Genomic DNA, 19,202 nt, shown 5'->3' on the forward strand with positions numbered 1-19,202 from the left:
CCTCCTATAGCACCGTGCCCTCAGGCAAGTCGACACGCACGACATCCACGACGTCGCCCGCCTTGAGGTCACACGGGCCTTCGTCAATACGCAGCAGGCAGTTGGCCCGCTGCATCGTGCCGAGCAGCGCCGAATTCTGCGTCTTGGCCTCGGTCACCAACAGCTCACCGGTCTCGGGGTCGCGCAAAACCGTGGCACGATCGAAGAAGCGGCGATGCTGTCGCTTCTTCACGCCGTGTGTGAGCTTCGCCTGCTGCACGGGACGCACGCCCTCGGCAAAGCCGCGCATCTTGCGGATCGCCGGGCGGGCGAGCATCTCAAAGCCCACATACGCCGCCGCGGGATTGCCCGAAAGTCCCAAATATGGCTTGCCCCCCAGCAGGCCAAACGTGATGGCCTTGCCGGGACGCATCGAGATGCGGTCGAACAGCACCTCGCCCTCGCGCCGAACGAGCGCCGTCACATAGTCGTAATCACCCGCAGAGGCGCCACCACTCGTAATGACAAAATCGCACTCCTGCGCAGCGTGATGCACCAGCTCGGCAATCGCCTGCTCATCATCGGGCGCAATGCCGTAGAATACGGGCTCGGCTCCTGCATCGAGCGCCTCGGCCATCAACGCCGACGAGTTGGAGTCGCGAATCTGCCCGCGCGCCGGCACGTTACTCGGTGCGACCAGTTCCGTCCCCAGCGAGATAATGCCCACGCGCGGCGCGGCATGCACCTTCACGCTCGCATACCCGGCGCTCGCCAGCAAGCCGGCGCCCGCCGGAGCCACAACCTCTCCAGCGTACATCACGACGTCGCCAGTATGCGCTTCCTCAGCAGCCGATCGAACGTTCTCCCCCACCTTGGCCGGCGCCGAGAATCTCACACGCGAACCCTCGTTGCCGTCACCGTCGAGCACATCGACGATCTCGTACTTCACCACGGCATCGGCACCTTCGGGTACCGGCGCGCCCGTCATGATACGAACCGTGTCGCCCGCGCCGATTGCGCCCTCAAAGACATGGCCCGCTGCCTCGTGCCCTACGACAGAAAGCGTCACGGGCGCATCGGTGGACGCTTTGGCGAGGTCGACGGCGCGCACGGCATATCCGTCCATAGCGCTGTTGGCAAACGGTGAAATGTCGATATCGGCCACCGTGTCCTCGGCCAAGGGAAGACCGGCGGCCTGCCACACGGGAATCTCGACGAGATCGGTCGGAGCAACGTGCGACAGAACAATCGACTGCGCGTCCTCCAGCGGAATGAGTTTCTCTGCCATATGCACCTCTTAATGCCACAGCGCACAACGGGAGCGCCAATTCTTTATGCTTTTCTCAGTATAATCCCCTGCCGCACGACGGCGAAACGACCCACGTTCTCGAATACATCTGTCGGCCGCAAGCCGCGAAACAGAACCGAAACCAACCTGCCGGTTTGTCACGTTTGGCACGTTCTATAATGCTCGTGTTGCAACCTAAAAGAGGAACGTATGGCTTTTACCGACAAACCCGAAAGCACAAACGAGGCGCAGAATCATTCCCAGCCGCTCGACGACGGCGGCTTTTTCTCCCTTAACGACGTCATCATGGCAGGCAGGCAACAGCTCACCCACTCCGAGCATCTCTTGGCTGCCGACACGCGCCGCAATGCCCACAACCTACTCGCGAGCGCTAAATTGCTCGTACTCGTCGTCATCGTCTCGCTCGCCATGGGCGTTGCCGCTTGGGCGTTTTTGGCCTCGTTGAATATCGCGACCGACTATCGCGAGCACCATACGTGGATCTACGCCATGCTTCCCGTTGTGGGCGTTGCCACCGCATGGGTGTACAAAAACCACGGTCTTGCCGCCAAACGCGGTAACAACCTGGTCATCGACTCCGCTCTGGGCACACGCCTCATCCATAAGCGCATGGCCGTCCTCACCTTCGTCTGCTCCACGCTCACGCACCTAACGGGCGGATCGGCCGGTCGCGAGGGAGCCGCGGTGCAGATTGGCGGCACCATCGCCAGCAACATCTCAAGCCTCGCCCACCTCAAAAAGCATGACCACCACGACCTCATGCTCGCCGGCATCTCGTCGGCCTTTGGCGCCGTATTCGGCTCTCCCCTTGCCGGAGCTTTCTTTGGCATGGAGATGTGCTTTATCGGCAAGATCGACTACACCGCAGGGATCTACTGCCTGGTCGCCTCGTTTACCGGCTACTTTACATCACTCGCCCTGGGTACCGAGTACGAAGCGAATGCCATCGCCAGCGTTCCCGCCATGACGCCCAAAACGGTCGTTATCGTTGTTATCAGCGCCATTATCTTCGGTCTGACGGCACGCCTCTTTGCCTGGTCGGTTCGAACCGTCAAGGGCCTGTACGGTCGCTTTATCACCAATTACCTCGTTCGCGCACTTATAGGCGCACTCGTGGTTTTGGCTGTCTATGCCCTCCTCGACGCCTGGGACTACGCCGGCCTTTCCACGTGGCTTTCGGGCGCCGGGTTTGCCGGCAACACCACCCTCGCCGACGCCGCCATCAAGCTCGTCGTAACGGCACTCACCCTGGGTGCCGGTTTCCAAGGCGGCGAGGTCACGCCCCTGTTTGGCATCGGTGCGGCACTCGGTGGCTGGATCGGTTGCCTTACCGGGCTCGACCCCAGTTTTCTGGCGGCTCTCGGCATGCTCGGCGTGTTCTGTGCCGGCCTTAACGTGCCCATCACCACCTGCATGATGGCCATCGACCTGTTCCACGGCACGGCCGCCGGGTTCTTTGTCATCGTGGCCTTTATCAGCTATCTCGCCGGCGGACACCGCGGCGTGTACCCTGCCCAGCGCATCATCTCACCCAAGCGCCGTTCGCTTATAGTGGATGAGGGCGGTACGGTAGCGGATGCTATCGAGCGCCACAACGACCTGATAGAGTAGACGTAAGTATTCGCCGTGCAGCCACAATCGGGGGGGCAATTTGACCCGAGCGCGACCGCACCGTCACGCCATATGCCGGGAGTCGCCCATGCACGCAACTGATTTTGGTCGCACGCTCATCATCGCCAACCCAGCCGCCCAATCGGGTGCGGCGCGCGAAGTTGCCGAGCGCCTGCAACGCTTTTTGGACATGACTGCACGCGCATCCCAGTTTGACCTGGTATTGACCGAGTGTATGGGACACGCCAAGGAGCTGGCCGCACAGGCTCAGGGCTATCGCACTGTTATCGCCCTTGGCGGCGACGGCGTGATCCACGAGGTCGTCAACGGGCTTATGGCACAAAAGGAGGACGCCCGCCCCGCTCTTGCCATCCTACCCGTGGGTTCCGGCAACGATTTTGCCCAAACGCTCGGTATAGAAGATTTCTCCGGCAAGGATTTTGGCGCGCTGCTCACCTGCGAGCTGCAGCGTCAGGACATCGGTCGCATTCGCTCATGGAACCCCGCAAGCGGTAGCGGCGAGGCTACCGTTGAGTACTACGACCAGACGCTCTCCGTCGGTATTGACGCCGCCATCGGCCTGGGCACCACCGAGCTGCGCAAAAAGACGGGCCTCGCCGGCGCTCCGCTCTACACCCTCTCGGGACTTGAACAGTTTGGCCTGCGCTATCGCAACTACCCCATGACAGTCAGCTTTGACGGCGCGCCCGCCGAGCGCGTGAGGGCGATCATCATGGCGATTCAGCTGGGCCCCACCTATGGCTCGGGCTATCGTATCTGTCCCGACGCCGACCCGTGTGACGGCATGCTCGACGTTTGCTACGCCTGCGGCCCCGTTCCGCGCGCGGTCGCGCTTCCCATGTTCCTTTCGGCCAAGGACGGCCACCATACCAAGTTGCCGCCGGTTTGCATGCTCCGCTGCCGCCATGCCGTGCTTACCTTTGAGGAGCCCGACTACCCCATTCAGGCCGACGGCGAACCTGTTATCGCCTCGCGCATCGAAGTCGACATCCTACCCGGCGCCCTCCAAGTCTGGCGCCCAACCCGCTAACCACCCCTAAGTTGCGGTGAAATAGGGACTGTTTATGCAGGTAAAGCCGCAAAAAAGCCCCTATTTCACCGCAACTTATCGAGAAGATCACTCCTCCCCGCCCGGCTTGCGGCGGTTGGCCTTTTTAATGGCGTTGAAGTGCTTGTCATTAAGTCTGCGCTGGCGAGAGCGCTGAGGCACCTTGGTCTTTACGCGTCGACGCGGTGGACGCCCGCGACGCTCAAGCTCAGCGCGCAGCTTACGCAAACAGCAGCTACGATTTTGGAACTGACTGCGACTCTCGCGCGCCGTCACGGTAATCCCCGTAGGGACATGTTTCATGCGCACCGCCGAGTCCGTCGTGTTCACGCCTTGCCCGCCCGGACCCGTCGCGCGAAACACCTGCACCTCGCAATCGCGCGCCAGCTCCTCGACCGACATCTCGGCATAGCGCGCATACTCACGCCATCCCATCTTGTTCTCATCCATATCAACACCTCCCCTCATACAAAAAATGTGACAAAGGGACAGTCCCTTTGTCACATCGCATACCAATCGCTTGTGTTGCGCGCTTAGGCGAAGGTGATCTCGCCGTTCTCACAGTCCATATCGGCGATACGGGCCAGGCTCTCAACACGGAAGCCGCGCTCGCGGAGCTTATCGCCACCGCCCTGGAAGCCCTTCTCCACCGCAATGCCAATGCCGGACACCTCGGCACCCGCAGCCTCGCATATCTTGATAAGACCCTCGAGCGCGCATCCGTTGGCCAGGAAGTCGTCGATAATCAGGACCTTGTCGCCCTCGGACAGGAAGCGCTTGCCAACGATGACCGGGTACTCCCTCTGCTTGGTAAAGGAATAGATGGTCGTGGCATACTGCTCGCCGTCGAGGTTGATGGACTGCGCCTTCTTGGCAAAGACCACCGGCACGCCGCCAAAATGCTGGGCTGCGATGCAGGCCATGCCAATGCCCGAAGCCTCGATCGTAAGGATCTTGTTAATCTCGACATCCTCGAACAGACGGGCCCACTCGGCGCCCATGCGGTCAAACAGCTCAACGTCGCACTGGTGGTTGAGGAAAGCATCAACCTTAAGGACATTACCGGCCTTTACGATGCCGTCATGGCGAATACGGTCCTCAAGCTCCTGCATGGCGCAACCCCTTCTCGCGGCAACGATACCGCGCGATTAATAAACGTTGCTCGATAGTCTACCACGGACCGACCCCCGCCCGCCCCACAAGCCGCATCGCACCACAAAGCCGCATCGCCGCACAAGCCGCAAGCAGATACACCGAGCTTACCAGCTGAATGCGATCGAGGCCCACGCCCAGCTCCTTTTGCATCACGGGCAGCGCCACGGTCACGACGGTCGAATCCAGACACACCATAAACGTCATGATGAGCACCGTAAACAGAATCGCCCATTTGTTCTTGCCATGGGTGTCTCCCTCAACAGCGATGTGTTCTCGGCGCAGCTGCTCTGCGGTTTTCTCCGTATCCATCCTTTCGAGTGGCGCAACACAAAAACGGGGCCCCAATCGCCTGCAAAGAGTCGCGATTGGGGCCCCGCCTACGGTATCGGAACTAAAGGTCGCCGAAGCTTTCTGCCGGCATCGGCGCCTTGCACGAACGTTAGCCTAGCACTGCTCAAGCGCCTGCTCAAGGTCGGCAATCAGATCGGCCGTGTCCTCGAGGCCGCACGACAGGCGCACCATGTCGGCGGAGATGCCACAGGCGATAAGCTCCTCATCGTTCATCTGGCGGTGCGTGGCGTTAGCGGGATGCAGGCAGCAAGTGCGGGCGTCGGCCACATGCGTGGCGATCTGAGCGAGCTTGAGGCTCTTCATAAAGGTCTCGGCCGCCGCGCGACCACCGTTAAAGCCAAAGCTCACAACGCCGCAGGTACCGTTGGGCATGTACTTTTGAGCTAGGTCATAGTACTTGTCGCCCTCCAGACCCGGATAGCTCACGAAGCGCACCTTGGGATGGCTCTGCAGGAACTTGGCAACAGCCAGGCCGTTCTCGCAATGACGCGGCATGCGCACATGCAGGCTCTCGAGCGAGCTGTTCAGGAAAAACGCCGCCTGCGGGTTCTGCATGGGGCCGAGGTCGCGCATGAGCTGAGCGGTTGCCTTGGTAATGAAGGCGCCCTCGCGACCGAACTTCTCGGCATAGGTCACGCCGTGGTAGCTCTCATCGGGCGTGGTGAGACCCGGGAACTTGTCCGCATGGGCCATCCAGTCAAACTGGCCGTGGTCGACGATCACGCCGCCCAGGCAGGCCCCATGTCCATCCATGTACTTGGTGGTGGAGTGCGTAACGATATCGGCGCCCCACTCAAAGGGACGGCACATCACGGGCGTCGGGAAGGTGTTGTCGACCATCAGCGGCACGCCGTGGTCATGCGCGGCCTTGGCAAAGCGCTCAATATCGAGCACGGCAAGGGCGGGGTTGGCGATCGTCTCGCCAAAGACGAGCTTGGTATTGGGCTCAAAGGCTGCCTCGAGCTCCTCATCGGTGCAATCGGGGGCAACGAACGTGCAGGTAACGCCCATACGACCCATGGTATGGGCAAGCAGGTTGTAGGTACCGCCGTAGATGGCCGAGCTTGCGACCACATGATCGCCGGCGCCGGCCACGTTAAAGATCGCGAGGAAGTTCGCAGCCATGCCCGAGCTCGTGAGCATCGCAGCGGTGCCGCCCTCCATCTCGCAGATCTTGGCGGCAACCAGATCGCACGTAGGGTTCTGCAGACGGCTGTAGAAATAACCAGACTCCTCCAGGTCAAACAGCTTGCCCATGTGCTCGGACGTGTCATACTTCCACGTGGTGGACTGGTAGATGGGCACCTGGCGCGGCTCCGCATCTCCCGGGTGATAGCCGCCCTGAACACATGTCGTACCGATGGTCTGCTCGCTCATATCTAGCTCCCTTGCCTGGGTTACATTTTTATCCGGTTCACGATACCGCTACCCCGCACCCCTCTCAACCCATCCCCAAGGTAGGTTATGAGACAAATCAACCGGGGTCATTTATCGCAGATCTTGGCATTTATTCGATAGATAAAAATGAGGCATACATGAGGCTTTCGATGAACAAATGCATCGGCAAGGGTACCATAGGCGAGTACACCGTTACCGAGGAGACAACGATGAAGCAAATCGATACTGCCCAGCTCGACATCACCGCCTGTCAGGCTCAGGCTGCCGAATACCACGCCCGTGGCTTTAACTGCGCACAGGCCGTCGCCTGCACGCTCGCACCCGCCGTCGGGCTCGACCCCCAGACCGCTTTTATCCTCACCGAGGGCTTTGGCGCCGGCATGGGCGGCATGACCGAGACCTGCGGCGCTATCTCGGGCGCCGTGGCCATCATGGGCTTTGTAATGAGCGACGGCATGGATAACCCCAAGACCAAGGGCCAGACTTACAAGCTGTCGCGCGAAATCGCCAAGCGTTTTAAAACGAAAAACACGACGACCGTCTGCGGCACGCTCAAGGGCATCGGATCGGACAATGGTCCGCTCCGCAGCTGCCCCGGCTGCATCGACGACGCCATCGAGATCGCCTGCGATGTGCTAAAGCAGCTCGCCGAGTAAACGGCGGCAACAGAAAACGACGGCTGGCGTGCTTGGGATTCATCCAAAAGCACGCCGGCCGTCGCCGTTAGAACTCGGCAAATTTGGGAGCGCCGACCTCAAGCTCCTCGCGCCCCGCCATAAGCTCGCGCATCTTAGCGCAAAAAGGCTCCTGCTCCCCCGCCTTAAACACCAAATGAATCGTCACGGCATCCGCGTAATCGGTATCCGAAACCTTGGCACCCGAATCCTGCGCCAAACGAAGCACCTGCTCATACTGCGGATAGGCCACGTGCACGTCAACAGGCACGACGCTCGTCATCTCAACGACCTGCCCTGCCTCCTGAGCAGCTGCCACCGCCGCCTGCGTCGCCGCGGTATAGGCGCGCACCAAGCCACCGGGCCCCAACAGCGTGCCGCCAAAATAGCGCGTCACCACGCAGCAAACATTTTTGAGCCCAGTGCCGCGCAACACCTCGAGCGTCGGCATGCCACTCGTGCGGCTCGGCTCACCGTCATCACTCTGACGCTCGCGTCCATCGACCAAAATCCACGCGGGAACATTGTGTCGAGCGTCGTAATGACGCTTGCGAACCATCTCGATGAAGGCATTCGCCTCATCCTCGGATTCAATATGGACCAGCTGGGCAATAAACCGGCTCTTGCGATCCACAAACTCGCCAGAAGCCTCAATATTCGATCGCAGGGTAAAATAGCTGTCCAACAAAGCCCCTCAACAAAACTAAGCGCGGCAACAAACAGCCTCAATAATACGGCAAAGACAGCACCGTTGTCCTCGCCAACAAGAGCGAAAACACCAATGATGCCGTCACCAACAGCGAGAACCCGCCAGCGCGAGCAAGGTGCCTTGAAAGACGAGATTGCAACAGAAATGAAGCTGCCGATGACCAGGCAAAAACAGCGAGATGCCAAGAACGGAACCGCCGATGATTCCGTCAACGAAAGCGAGAACCCGTCAGCGCGAGCAAGGTGCCTTGAAAGACGAGGGCATTGACCTTATGGTCATGCCCGAAGGCTTGAAAGGCAGATTGTCGCGCTGACGGGTTCGCAGCGTCAACAAAGTGCCGAGTGGGCCTATAAGCCGGGTTCTGTCGTGAACGGTCATTTATCTTGTCTGCACGTTACCGTGCAGCTCCACGCACGCTACCCGAACGCGGACCGGGCCGGCCCATAGCGTTCCTATTCGCGCTTGCTCCGGATGGGGCTTGCCAAGCCGCCGTGTTGCCACGACGCTGGTGGTCTCTTACACCACCGTTTCAGCTTTTCCCTTTACGCCTTGCGGCGCAGGTGGGAGTCTTCTTTTCTGCGGCGCTTTCCGTCGGATCACTCCGCCCGGCCGTTAGCCGGCATCCCGCCCTCTGGAGCCCGGACTTTCCTCACGCGTGCCGCAAGCAGCACATCGCGCGACCGTCTGGCCCACTCAGCAGTGCAAGAGTGTAACACACCGTTGCCGCAGGCAAAGGCACAACACAAGCGTTCGACACGATATACCAAGAACCAAGCCATGCAGTACAATAGGGTTGTCGATGGGCAACGTCGCCAGTCGAGACGCGACCGCGCTCCGCACCCCTCCGTCTACTCGGTGCGTTCCCGCCTCCTCCCCGAGGCGGGATGTCGGCATTTTCATGCACCGACAACCCAATAGCCTGTGAACAGCCCGGACAGCGTTGCGCACGAGTAGCATTGCGCACCTCACCGGCAAACGCAAAAAGGGACCCGTCCATTGCGGACGGATCCCTTAAAGCAAGTGATCGTCAAACCGATTTACTCGGCGTCGGTCTCCTCGTCCTTCTTCTCGGAAGGCAGCGGGGTAACCTCGATCTCGACGCCCAGAGTCTCAGCAGCGGACTTCATAGACAGGGAGATACGACGACGGTCGAGGTCGATCTCCATGACCTTGACCTGAACCTTGTCGCCCACGTGGGTGACCTGAGAAGGCTGGTCGACGTGCTTGTTGGCCATCTCGGAGATGTGCACCAGGCCCTCGATGCCCTCGCCCAGATCGACGAAAGCGCCAAACGGGACAAGCTTGGTCACAGTGCCCTCGACGATAGCGCCGACGGGGTACTTCTTGACCAGTGCGCGCCACGGATCCTCGGTGGTCTGCTTGAGACCCAGGGAGATGCGCTCGCGGTTGAGATCGACATCGAGAACCTCGACCTCGACCTCCTGGCCGACCTTGACAACCTCGGAAGGATGGTTGACGTGGTTCCAGGAGAGCTCGGAGATGTGGATGAGACCGTCGATACCGCCGAGGTCGACGAAGGCGCCGAAGTCGACGATGGAGGAAACGGTGCCCTGGAGACGCATGCCAGACTTGAGCTTGGACAGGATCTCGGAACGCTCGGCCTTACGGGACTCCTCAAGCACGACGCGACGGGAGAGAACGACGTTGTTGCGGTTGCGGTCCATCTCGATGACGCGGGCCTCGATGCGGGTGCCCATGTAGGAGGTGAGGTCCTTGACGCGACGGAGGTCGACGAGGGAAGCGGGCAGGAAGCCACGCAGGCCGATGTCGAGAATCAGGCCGCCCTTGACAACCTCGATAACCTCGCCCTCGACGTTCTCGCCGGAGTTGAACTTCTCCTCGATGCGGTTCCAAGCACGCTCGTACTCGGCACGCTTCTTGGAAAGGACCAGACGACCGTCCTTGTCCTCCTTCTGGAGAACCAGGGCCTCGATGGAATCACCGAGTGCAACGATGTCTGCAGGGTTAGCGTCCTTGCGGATGGACAGCTCGCGGACCGGGATAACGCCCTCGGACTTGAATCCGATATCAACGAGCACCTCGTCATGCTCGATCTTAACGACAGTACCGTTAACGAGATCGCCCTCATCAAAGTCGGTAATCGTACCGTCAATGAGGTTGTTCATCTCCTCCTCGTTGACATCGTCAAGAGAGAAAATGGACGAGTTCTGAATCTCACTCAAAGGTGGACCCCTTTCGAACTACGGGGCCCCGATTGCTAGGACCTACAGAAGGGTGCGACAAGCACACAACGTTTAGGAACACTCGGGAGCCGACAGATACTAATGTGACGCTTATGCAATCACGTTCGTATAGGTTACGTGGAAATCACTTCGATTTCAAGCGTGAACTGCGATTTTTTACTCGTATGGAGACTTTTTCGCAATCTTGTGAACGACCGTCTCCATAAGTTGACGATAAGCAGTTGAGTATACGGCTTTGGGGTAAAGTATCCGGAGCCAACGTTCTAAACAATTTTTCGAGAAAGGTGCCCGCGTGCTCAAAGCAGTCGTTTTCGATATGGACGAGACGCTTCTCAGCATCAATCTCAACGCGTTTATCCTTCGCTATTTTAAGGATGTCTCGTCAATGCTCGCGGATATCGGACGATGCAGTCGCGGTGGCACGATGGCACGCCTCGGCACCATCCTGATCGACCTCAACGCCAATCGCCGAAGCGGCACGGACAATCGCACCAATCTTGAGTTTTACCGCACCGAGGTCGAGCGCAGGTGCGGCATCTGCCTCTCGGACCCACTCATCTATGAGGCTTTTACCTACTATGAACGCGAAGTTCTCCCGTACAAGAATGACGATGCCATCAATGCCCACGCCATGCCGGGTGCACACGCCGCACTCCAGGCTGTACGGGACGCAGGACTGCGTTGCGCACTCTTTACCAACCCCAGCTTTCCCCAGGGGGCCATCGAATGCCGCATGGGTTGGGGTGACCTGGCCGACGCCCCCTTTGAGCTCGTGACGCACATGGGAAACGCCACCCGTTGCAAGCCCGATGCCACCTATTACCTGGAGCAGCTGCAGGCCATGGGGCTCGAACCGCACGAGGTCCTTATGGTGGGCAACGACCCCAAGCGCGACTTCCCCAGCCCCGACTGCGGCATTCAAACCGCCTATGTGGGCCAAGGAAAGCCCGGCCGAGCCACCTGGCGTGGAACCATGGAAGACTTCGCCCGCGACTTTAACGCCGTAGTAGAAGCCTTCTACGAGCACCAAATAGCCGACGAACTAAGCTAGTCCCCAAATCAGGAATGGGGCGCACATTTGCCCCACGCTTCGTTACGTGGGCAACGGCTTGAGGGCAAGATGCGATGCCCCAGTGTCCTAGGCCGTGATCATTTTGACGCGTTCGCCGATTTTGGCGTCGCGCTTGTCGGAAATAACAGTAAAGCCCTCCAGGTCGCACACCTTTACATTTGAAAACACGTGGAACTTGGAGCTATCGGCGAGTACGTAACTCGCTTGGGAATTCTGCATCACGATACGTTTTTTGATAGCCTCGGGATAACCTGGCGTCATGATGCCGCGGTCCTCGTCCACCGCGTTGACACCTATAAACGCCCGGTCAAAGTACAGCTCGCGCAGCGCGCTCTCAACCATAGGACCGGTGAGCGAGCAGGTAACGGGGTTGAAGTCGCCGCCAATTACCACCACCTTAGCAGCAAGCTCGCCCGTAAACCGACATGCATAGCCGTTGGTGGTGTAGATAGTCACCGGCTTGTCGACGAGCAGGCTCAGGAGCGCCGTCGCGGTGTTACCGGAGTCGACAGCGAGATGAGACCGTCACGCCCGAAGACCCCGCTTTCGCCGCCGAGGAACGCGCGGCGCACGTGGCCCATGAGGAGCGGCTCGAGCATATCGAGGGGCTCCTTCCCAAGAAGGGAAACGACCCTGCGGGACGACACGGCGAAAACCATCGTTGATTCCGGCAAGAGACGCCGTTTCTCTGGTACCTTCATCTTCAACCCAGACCGACAATGCCGGCCAGGCACTTAACCCAAAAGGAGACAGCATGCCCAACGAGCTCAGCTATGAGGTCAGCCTCGAGCGCAGCAACCAGATCCGCGCCGACCTGCCGCAGCACCCCGAGAAGTACACCATGCTCACCGGCGACCGCCCCACCGGCCGTCTGCACCTGGGCCACTACTTCGGCACGCTCAAGAGCCGTGTCGAGCTGCAGAACATGGGCGTGCACACCAACGTGCTCATCGCCGACTACCAGGTCATCACCGACCGCGACAGCACCGATAACATCCAGGACAACGTCTACAACATGGTCATCGACTACCTGGCCTGCGGCCTGGACCCCGACAAGACGATGATCTACACGCACTCCGCCGTGCCCGCGGCAAACCAGCTTATGCTGCCGTTCTTGTCGCTCGTCTCCGAGGCCCTGCTGCAGCGCAACCCCACCGTCAAGGCCGAGATGGAGGCCAGCGGTCATGAGCTCACCGGCCTTTTGCTCACCTACCCCGTGCACCAGGCGTGCGACATCCTGTTCTGCAAGGGCAACGTGGTGCCGGTCGGGCGCGACCAGCTGCCGCACATCGAGCTCACCCGCACCATCGCACGCAAGTTCAACAACCGCTACGGCAAGGTGTTCCCCGAGGTCGACGCGCTGCTGTCCGATACGCCGCTGCTGCCCGGCCTTGACGGGCGCAAGATGAGCAAGTCCTACGGCAACGCCATCAACATCTCCATGACCGCCGAGGAGACGGCCAAGCGCATCAAGAAGAGCCAGACCGACGGCGAGCGCATGATCACGTTCGACCCCGAAGCCCGTCCCGGTGTGTCCGGCCTGCTCTCCACCGCCGCCATCTGCACCGGCCGCTCCGAGGTCGAGATCGCCGAGGAGATCGGCATGGGCGGCGCAGGCGCGCTCAAGAAGTACGTCACCGAGAGCGTGAACGAGCACTTCGCCCCCATCCGCGCGCGCCGCGAGGAGCTCGTGCAGGATATGGACTACGTCAAGGACGTCCTGCACGAGGGCAACCGCCGCGCTAACGAGGTCGCCGAGGCCACGCTCGCCGAGGTGCGCGAGGCCATGGGCATGGTGTACTAGCATGTACCGCCTTGTTGCAAGCGATATGGACGAGACCTTTCTCGACTCCAATCACGCCATCCCCGAGGCGAACATCCGCGCGCTCAAGCGCATGAAGGAGCTGGGGGTTCTGTTCGTCCCCTCAAGCGGGCGCTGGTACTCGTCCATCATGCACAATTTCGCGGCCGTCGATGCGTCGCTGCTCGAAGGCGGATACGTTCTGTCGTACAACGGCGGGTTTATCAACCGCGTGGGCGACCCCTGCCCGCTCACCACCTGCGAACTCTCGCGCGACTGTGCCGAGCAGCTCTATCAAAAGGGCCTTGAGCTGGGGCTTAGCATGCACATCAACGTCGCCGACGGACACGTCTTCGTGCCCGATGCGGACGACGACGAGCGTGCGTACCTCACCTCGATCAGCGGCGTGACGCATATCTCGAGCGCAGACCACCCCGACCTGTCCTTCCTGGATGGGCGCGACATCGTGAAGATCCTGTTTGTGAACAGGAACTTTGACGCGCTGCAGAAGCTCGGGGGCGATCTTGAGCCCCTGGCGCAGCGCCTTGGCGTCGAGATCACGTTCTCCTCGAAGCGCTACCTCGAGTTCATGCCCGCAGGCGTGAACAAGGGAGTCGGCCTGATGCGCCTGGCCGAGATGCTCGGTATCCCCATGAGCGAGGTCATCGCGGTGGGTGACTCCGCCAACGACCTCTCCATGATCCAGGCCGCCGGACTCGGCGTGGGCGTGGCGAACGTCACCGACGACGTGCGCCCCAACTGCGACGGCGCGCTCGAGACCACGGGCATGGACGGCGCGTTTGAGGAGCTTGTCGAGAGGTATTTGGAGGCGTAGCGCGTCCGCTGCTCGCGGGCGCGCCGATACCCGCGCACTGAAAGGTTTGTGATGGCTGATAGCAACCGCGAGGGCTTTTTCGGGAGCGTCTACGAGATGGTCGCACAGGTTCCCGCGGGCATGGTCGCCACCTACGGGCAGATCGCCAAGCTCGTCGGCGAGCCCAGGCGAGCCCGTTACGTGGGATATGCCCTGCACGTCAACCCTCAACCGGGCGTCATCCCCTGCCATCGCATCGTGTTTGCCGACGGCCGCCTCGCGGAGGGGTTCGCCTTCGGTGGGCCCGAGGCGCAGCGCACACTGCTCGAGGACGAAGGCGTTGCCTTCCTCGCCAACGGACATGTCGACCTGCAGGCCTCTCGCTGGCCAGCGGGCCTGGTATGACAAGGGGCGCCGACAGCGCCCCTTCCCGTTTTGGATCCTTGGCAGGCAACCCAATCAAACGGTCGCCTCGAGTGCGTCCCCCGCGCGGTCGAGTGTGCTTCTGACCTTGGCACCCTGTTTGAACCACGTGCGCAGGTCCTCGAGCGTGCTGCCCGCTTGCATACACCTTGATTTTGCGACCACCCCTCGTGGTCACCGTGCAGCGGTCGCCGCTCTCGCTGTTCTCGTGCGCCGTGATCTTCTTGAGGTAATCGCGGCGAAACGCCACGACGCGGGCGTTGCTGATCTCGATGAACCAATCGTCATCGACAAGCGAAGTACCCGTGGCACCTCGGCTTGCCATCTCCTCGGAGAAGGAGAAACCGAGCGCGCGCTCCTGCCTGCCGATCTCGAGGATGCCGCGGGCCGGCATGCCGAGCATGAGCAGGGGCAGGAACCCCCCTATGAACAGGAACAGGAACGGGATGAGCACGAGCAGGCGCGCACCCTCGTCGGTGAAGACCGCCATGAAGGCGAGGACGAGCGAGAAGACGAGGGCCATGCCGTTGAAAACAATCGTCAACGGCTTGATGGCAGACCAACACAGGCCCGCCTTGGTCATGGGACCGTCGACGGCGTCCGAGACTTCGATGCCCTCTTCCTCCAGACGGGCGAGGAGGTTGAGCGAGCACACCCCCTCGAGGCTTATCGAGCAGAACTTCCGGTCGCCCTCGAACAGGTCGATCCTCATCATCTGCGCGTGAAGCGTTGCACGGGTGATGTTGCCAAACGTCGTCTCCTTGCGGATGCCGAAGGCGTTACGCGAGAGAATGCGCCCACCGTCCACGTCGATACGCGGGATGCTCAGCAAGGCCCAGATAGCCATACCCGCGAGCGCCATGGCATGACCGAACCACACAAGTTCGTGGTCCCACTCGCCCAGCGAGACGCCCTGCCAGACGTAGACACCCAGCATGAGCAGTTCGAACGCGACGGCGCAGCAGGCGATGATCGTGCGGATGGCTGCGGGCATGCGCACCGTGAAGCAATCGAGGCTGTCCGTTGCCTCGCTGCGCTCGCTCGCGCCGCGGCGGGCGACCCATGCAGTGAGCGGGCCGACGATGAACACGGTCATACCGACGCGCAGAATGGATTCGAGCAGATTACTCATAGGGGCCACCGCCTCGAGCTCTGGAGATTAACTGCAGGAAACGCTGCCAGAACGATGGGATGCGCACAACGTAAGGAGCCGCGTATCGGCAAGCGGCGGCATCGCAATCGCCCGGCGAACAGATGATGATCGGCGCCGGGCCAGACGAATTAAACAAAAGGGTGGTCGACGGCGCCCTCGCAGGCGCACCGTCGACCACCCTTCACGTCGCAGCGACCCTACGAGCCGTCCGAAACGAAACGCACTCCGCCAGAGCGCTACCCAATCTTGCGGATGCTCGGGATCGCCCAGGTGATGCCTGCTAGGATCACCATTGCAGCACCGATGAGCACGAAGCACGCGCTTACGCCGATGGCGTCCGCGAACAAGGTCGATGCGACGAGCCCCACGGGCATAGCCCAGCTGCAGACCGCTCCGTACAGACCGAAGACGCGGCCCATGCACTCGGGATCGACGCGCTCCTGCATGAGCGCCATCTGCGGCGCGCTGTACAGCGGACTCGAGACCCCCATCGCGAACGTAAGCCCCAGAAACACAACGAGCGCGGAAGGGGGCACGAGGCCGCCCGCGAGCGCGGCGGCTCCGATGAGGCCGATGGCCAGCGTGCACGAAAGAGCGCGGTTCTTAAGGCCACCCGTCGCCCCGATCCAGCCGCTCGCCGCGATCATGCCGACCGAGAACGCGATCTCCGCGATAGCCGACTGCGTAGTGGTGCCCCCAAAATGGTCGAACACCATGAGCGGGAACAGCGCGGATATGGGCGAGAACAGGACCGAGAAGGCGAAGCCGATCCAGAGCATGGCGAACAGACCGTGATGGCGTTTGAGCTCGCGGTACCCGTTGGCCGTCTCCAATAGGAAGGCCCGCACCGCGCGGTGCGACGCCTCGGCGTTCTCCTCGGGCGTATGGCGCTCGGGCGCCGGCGTCTTGATGCCGGAGGTCGCCACCGCGATGCTCGCGAGCACCGCCCCGGCGACATCGAGCGCGATCATGAAAGTCAGACCAAACGCCGGGTAGACCGCCGCGGCGATGGCGTTGCCGATGATATAGCTACCCGACTGCATGAACTGCAGCATGCCCGCCAGCTTGCCGAGCACCTCGGGCGGGGCGATGAGCGGTGTGAGCGCGTTGAAGGCGGGCGTATGGAGCGTGCTGCCCAGCGCACGGACGAACAGCACCGCCGCCACAACGGCGACAGAAAGGTCGCCCCGAAGCGAGCCGAAGACAAGCGTGAGGCTCACGGCCGCGATGAAGAGATCGGCGCCGATCATGAGACGCTTGATGGACGTGCGGTCCACGATGGTGCCCGCGAAGGCGCCGAGGAGCGCCATGGGCAAGAAGGCCGCCAGGCTCACGAACGACAGGGCGCTCGCGGAGCCGGTGGTGAGGGTGACGTGCCAGATGAGACCCATCTGCAGAATGGAGCTCGTGAGCACGGAGAAGAACTCGCCGATCCAGACGATGGCGAGCGAGCGCTTCCAAGAAGCGCAGGGATTCGGTTGTGTCATGGAATAATCCTTTGATGCGATCGGTGGTATGCAGCGAAGTACCGGTCGCTCACGCGACCGTGGCTAGAGCCAAATGGAAGCAAGCATGGTGCAGCTCCCCTTTCCAAATCTCGAGGTAAACCTTCAGCCGTGAGTGGGGCTATTATAGGGACTTGCGAGCCAAGATGCAACAGGAAGACCTCTACGGAGCGTAGATGCCGGGCGCCCCGAACCACTTATGCCATGAGAGACGGCATCCGATTCCCCTTGACTTGGTCTCAATGTGATATCACAATGCAATCAGCAGCCGCACGGACTGCTCGGGGACTCGCCTCCTCCCCATCGCAATCTGGAGCGCGGCGCCGGGGACGTCACGCGAACGCCGGCGCAGTCGTGAAAGGAACTCACAATGAGCGTGGAAAAGCAACTCAAGGCCAAGTCGGGCTACGGCATGCTCGTCGCCGTGGCGGTGGCGCTCATCGCCATCATCGGCCTCTTTATCTGGAGCACCATCGGGCTCGCGAGCACGCCCGACGGCGTCGACGCGCCCGCAGTCTACGGATGGGGGCTCGGCCTCAGCATCCTCGCGTTTTGCCTGTGGTTCATCCCACTCAACGGATTCTTCTCGCTGCAGCCCGGCCAGGCGCGCGTGTGCATCCTGTTCGGCAAGTACGTGGGCACCGTCCGCGACGAGGGCTTCTTCTGGGCCAACCCGTTCTTTAGCAAGAGCATGGGCGGATCGGCCGGGATCGGCGAGATGATCGAGCTCGAGATGAGCGATTCCAAGGCCGCCAAGGCCGCGGCGCAGAAGGCCGCCAAGGGCAACCCCACCACCATCTCCACCCGCGTGCGCACCCTAAATGGCGAGCGCCTGAAGGTCAACGACAAAATGGGCAACCCCATCGAGATCGCAACCGTCGTGGTGTGGCACGTCGCCGATACCGCCAAGGCGCTCTTCGACGTCGACGACTACCAGAGCTATGTCGCCATGCAGGCCGAGACGGCGCTGCGCCACGTGGCGAGCGTGTACGCCTACGACCACCTGGAGGACGAGTCCGATGCCGCCGGCGCCATCACGCTGCGCGCCAATGTGGAAGAGGTCTCCGAAGCCCTGCGCCGCGAGCTCGCGATGCGCCTGGCGCCCGCCGGCGTCGAGGTCGACGATGCACGTCTCACGCACCTCGCCTACTCCCCCGAGATCGCCCAGGCGATGCTGCGCCGCCAGCAGGCCGAGGCCGTCATCGCCGCACGCAAGAAGATCGTCGAGGGCGCGGTCTCCATGGTCGACATGGCCGTGAAGGAGATGGCTGCCGGCGGCACCATCGAGCTCGACGACGAGCGCAAGGCGCAGATGGCCAGCAACCTCATGGTGGTGCTCTGCGGTGAATCCGAGGCGCACCCGGTGCTCAACGCAGGCTCGCTGTACTAACCCCAACACCAATGAATAATTTGGGGACGGGTGCAAAATTGCACATTCGACAAGAAGGCACGTCATGGCACGCAAGCAGTATCCACTCCGTATAGACCCCGCTATCTGGGAGGCCGTCCAACGCTGGGCGGACGATGAGATGCGCAGCGCCAACGGTCAGGTGGAATGGATCTTGCGAGACGCCCTCAAACGCGCGGGAAGGCTGCCAAAGAAAGAGCCCTCGTTCAAGGGCACGCCCAAAGGCGAAGAGGGCTAAGCCGGGAAGACAGGGCTCGGCCGCTGCCGACGTCGGGGCAAAGCCGCGCTCTGCCTCGCCAGCGCCGAGGCAGAGCTGAGCCCCGCCGCTCCAAAGTCGAGCCGAGCGGCGGGGCCAACACCAACCCAAAGCAAGCTCGCCCCCTCTATACGCACCAACCGGTCCCCGGAGGCATCCGCCTTTGGGGACCGTTCTTTTCCCAGCTAGATGTCGTATATAAAGCCTTTTGACAGCTCGATTTTGCCCCGTGGGGGTCAAATATAAAGACCTTTGATGGTACGATGCTCGCGTCAATGACATGGTGGCTC

18 protein-coding genes and 1 other RNA gene are annotated in these 19,202 nt (G+C 61.4%); 9 read left to right on the top strand and 10 right to left on the bottom strand.

Features of this window, described 5'->3' with window-relative positions; genetic code table 11:
• Positions 1-4 precede the first annotated feature (4 nt).
• Positions 5-1,267, bottom strand: a complete 1,263-nt coding sequence (locus ACTQW0_RS00325; protein ID WP_441566378.1) for a molybdopterin molybdotransferase MoeA — start codon at positions 1,265-1,267, stop codon at positions 5-7.
• 210 nt (positions 1,268-1,477) lie between these two features.
• On the opposite strand from ACTQW0_RS00325, the gene ACTQW0_RS00330 reads away from it, so the two are divergent.
• Positions 1,478-2,899 carry a chloride channel protein gene (locus ACTQW0_RS00330; protein WP_441566380.1) on the top strand — a complete coding sequence of 474 codons (1,422 nt, stop codon included), beginning with the start codon at positions 1,478-1,480 and terminating at the stop codon, positions 2,897-2,899.
• An 88-nt stretch (positions 2,900-2,987) separates the two neighbouring features.
• Positions 2,988-3,950: a diacylglycerol/lipid kinase family protein gene (locus ACTQW0_RS00335; protein ID WP_441566382.1), complete on the top strand. Its 963-nt coding sequence runs from the start codon at positions 2,988-2,990 to the stop codon at positions 3,948-3,950.
• A gap of 87 nt (positions 3,951-4,037) precedes the next feature.
• Here the strand turns inward: ACTQW0_RS00335 and ACTQW0_RS00340 are convergent, their stop codons facing one another.
• From ACTQW0_RS00340 to ACTQW0_RS00355, 4 genes are all read right to left on the bottom strand, one after another.
• Positions 4,038-4,436: a peptide chain release factor-like protein gene (locus ACTQW0_RS00340; protein ID WP_441566384.1), complete on the bottom strand. Its 399-nt coding sequence runs from the start codon at positions 4,434-4,436 to the stop codon at positions 4,038-4,040.
• A 65-nt stretch (positions 4,437-4,501) separates the two neighbouring features.
• Positions 4,502-5,080: a xanthine phosphoribosyltransferase gene (locus ACTQW0_RS00345; protein ID WP_441566386.1), complete on the bottom strand. Its 579-nt coding sequence runs from the start codon at positions 5,078-5,080 to the stop codon at positions 4,502-4,504.
• 58 nt (positions 5,081-5,138) lie between these two features.
• Positions 5,139-5,432 (bottom strand): hypothetical protein, encoded by a 294-nt coding sequence (locus ACTQW0_RS00350; RefSeq protein WP_441566388.1) that lies wholly within the window; start codon positions 5,430-5,432, stop codon positions 5,139-5,141.
• Between the two features lie 135 nt (positions 5,433-5,567).
• On the bottom strand, positions 5,568-6,851 hold the full coding sequence (locus ACTQW0_RS00355) for an O-acetylhomoserine aminocarboxypropyltransferase/cysteine synthase family protein (protein WP_427719685.1): 1,284 nt from the start codon (positions 6,849-6,851) through the stop codon (positions 5,568-5,570).
• Between the two features lie 230 nt (positions 6,852-7,081).
• On the opposite strand from ACTQW0_RS00355, the gene ACTQW0_RS00360 reads away from it, so the two are divergent.
• Positions 7,082-7,528, top strand: coding sequence for a C-GCAxxG-C-C family protein (locus tag ACTQW0_RS00360; RefSeq protein ID WP_154515321.1), 447 nt, complete (start codon positions 7,082-7,084; stop codon positions 7,526-7,528).
• 67 nt (positions 7,529-7,595) lie between these two features.
• Here ACTQW0_RS00360 and ACTQW0_RS00365 read toward each other — a convergent pair whose 3' ends face one another.
• The 3 genes from ACTQW0_RS00365 to rpsA all read right to left on the bottom strand — a co-directional run bounded on the left by ACTQW0_RS00365 (position 7,596) and on the right by rpsA (position 10,459).
• Entirely contained in the window at positions 7,596-8,234 is a 639-nt protein-coding gene (locus ACTQW0_RS00365) for a YigZ family protein (protein WP_441566390.1), read from the bottom strand.
• A 355-nt stretch (positions 8,235-8,589) separates the two neighbouring features.
• Positions 8,590-8,951, bottom strand: an RNA gene (rnpB, locus tag ACTQW0_RS00370) — RNase P RNA component class A.
• 341 nt (positions 8,952-9,292) lie between these two features.
• Positions 9,293-10,459 (bottom strand): 30S ribosomal protein S1, encoded by a 1,167-nt coding sequence (gene rpsA, locus ACTQW0_RS00375; RefSeq protein ID WP_154515317.1) that lies wholly within the window; start codon positions 10,457-10,459, stop codon positions 9,293-9,295.
• Between the two features lie 313 nt (positions 10,460-10,772).
• On the opposite strand from rpsA, the gene ACTQW0_RS00380 reads away from it, so the two are divergent.
• Entirely contained in the window at positions 10,773-11,531 is a 759-nt protein-coding gene (locus tag ACTQW0_RS00380) for an HAD family hydrolase (RefSeq protein ID WP_441566392.1), read from the top strand.
• Positions 11,532-11,618: 87 nt separating this feature from the next.
• Here the strand turns inward: ACTQW0_RS00380 and ACTQW0_RS00385 are convergent, their stop codons facing one another.
• Positions 11,619-12,008: a hypothetical protein gene (locus tag ACTQW0_RS00385; RefSeq protein WP_118098410.1), complete on the bottom strand. Its 390-nt coding sequence runs from the start codon at positions 12,006-12,008 to the stop codon at positions 11,619-11,621.
• Between the two features lie 298 nt (positions 12,009-12,306).
• On the opposite strand from ACTQW0_RS00385, the gene trpS reads away from it, so the two are divergent.
• Genes trpS through ACTQW0_RS00400 form a run of 3 tightly spaced genes read left to right on the top strand, consistent with a single transcriptional unit; the run spans position 12,307 to position 14,572 of the window.
• A complete protein-coding gene (gene trpS, locus ACTQW0_RS00390; protein WP_427719689.1) occupies positions 12,307-13,356 on the top strand; it encodes a tryptophan--tRNA ligase in 1,050 nt (349 codons plus the stop codon).
• A gap of 1 nt (position 13,357) precedes the next feature.
• The gene (locus ACTQW0_RS00395) at positions 13,358-14,188 is read left to right on the top strand and encodes an HAD-IIB family hydrolase (RefSeq protein ID WP_441566395.1); all 831 of its coding nucleotides are present in this window, start codon (positions 13,358-13,360) and stop codon (positions 14,186-14,188) included.
• Positions 14,189-14,239: 51 nt separating this feature from the next.
• A complete protein-coding gene (locus tag ACTQW0_RS00400; protein WP_427719691.1) occupies positions 14,240-14,572 on the top strand; it encodes an MGMT family protein in 333 nt (110 codons plus the stop codon).
• A 1,407-nt stretch (positions 14,573-15,979) separates the two neighbouring features.
• Here the strand turns inward: ACTQW0_RS00400 and ACTQW0_RS00405 are convergent.
• A complete protein-coding gene (locus ACTQW0_RS00405) occupies positions 15,980-17,230 on the bottom strand; it encodes an MFS transporter (RefSeq protein ID WP_427719692.1) in 1,251 nt (416 codons plus the stop codon).
• A 388-nt stretch (positions 17,231-17,618) separates the two neighbouring features.
• Between ACTQW0_RS00405 and ACTQW0_RS00410 the strand changes: the two genes are divergently transcribed.
• Positions 17,619-18,638, top strand: a complete 1,020-nt coding sequence (locus ACTQW0_RS00410; protein ID WP_117734981.1) for an SPFH domain-containing protein — start codon at positions 17,619-17,621, stop codon at positions 18,636-18,638.
• Positions 18,639-18,702: 64 nt separating this feature from the next.
• On the top strand, positions 18,703-18,894 hold the full coding sequence (locus ACTQW0_RS00415; RefSeq protein ID WP_117734980.1) for an Arc family DNA binding domain-containing protein: 192 nt from the start codon (positions 18,703-18,705) through the stop codon (positions 18,892-18,894).
• The last annotated feature ends 308 nt before the right edge of the window (positions 18,895-19,202 follow it).

Origin of the sequence: Collinsella sp. LCP19S3_B7 (assembly GCF_052121795.1) — a bacterium.
In the GTDB taxonomy this organism is placed as follows: domain Bacteria; phylum Actinomycetota; class Coriobacteriia; order Coriobacteriales; family Coriobacteriaceae; genus Collinsella.

Coding starts and splice junctions, on each gene's coding strand:
- ACTQW0_RS00345 (WP_441566386.1), bottom strand. CDS start 5,080: ATGCAGGAGCTTGAGGACCGTATTCGCCATGACGGCATCGTAAAGGCC.
- ACTQW0_RS00410 (WP_117734981.1), top strand. CDS start 17,619: ATGAGCGTGGAAAAGCAACTCAAGGCCAAGTCGGGCTACGGCATGCTC.
- ACTQW0_RS00355 (WP_427719685.1), bottom strand. CDS start 6,851: ATGAGCGAGCAGACCATCGGTACGACATGTGTTCAGGGCGGCTATCAC.
- ACTQW0_RS00405 (WP_427719692.1), bottom strand. CDS start 17,230: ATGACACAACCGAATCCCTGCGCTTCTTGGAAGCGCTCGCTCGCCATC.
- ACTQW0_RS00360 (WP_154515321.1), top strand. CDS start 7,082: ATGAAGCAAATCGATACTGCCCAGCTCGACATCACCGCCTGTCAGGCT.
- ACTQW0_RS00325 (WP_441566378.1), bottom strand. CDS start 1,267: ATGGCAGAGAAACTCATTCCGCTGGAGGACGCGCAGTCGATTGTTCTG.
- ACTQW0_RS00335 (WP_441566382.1), top strand. CDS start 2,988: ATGCACGCAACTGATTTTGGTCGCACGCTCATCATCGCCAACCCAGCC.
- ACTQW0_RS00340 (WP_441566384.1), bottom strand. CDS start 4,436: ATGAGGGGAGGTGTTGATATGGATGAGAACAAGATGGGATGGCGTGAG.
- ACTQW0_RS00415 (WP_117734980.1), top strand. CDS start 18,703: ATGGCACGCAAGCAGTATCCACTCCGTATAGACCCCGCTATCTGGGAG.
- ACTQW0_RS00395 (WP_441566395.1), top strand. CDS start 13,358: ATGTACCGCCTTGTTGCAAGCGATATGGACGAGACCTTTCTCGACTCC.
- ACTQW0_RS00400 (WP_427719691.1), top strand. CDS start 14,240: ATGGCTGATAGCAACCGCGAGGGCTTTTTCGGGAGCGTCTACGAGATG.
- ACTQW0_RS00330 (WP_441566380.1), top strand. CDS start 1,478: ATGGCTTTTACCGACAAACCCGAAAGCACAAACGAGGCGCAGAATCAT.
- trpS (WP_427719689.1), top strand. CDS start 12,307: ATGCCCAACGAGCTCAGCTATGAGGTCAGCCTCGAGCGCAGCAACCAG.
- ACTQW0_RS00350 (WP_441566388.1), bottom strand. CDS start 5,432: ATGGATACGGAGAAAACCGCAGAGCAGCTGCGCCGAGAACACATCGCT.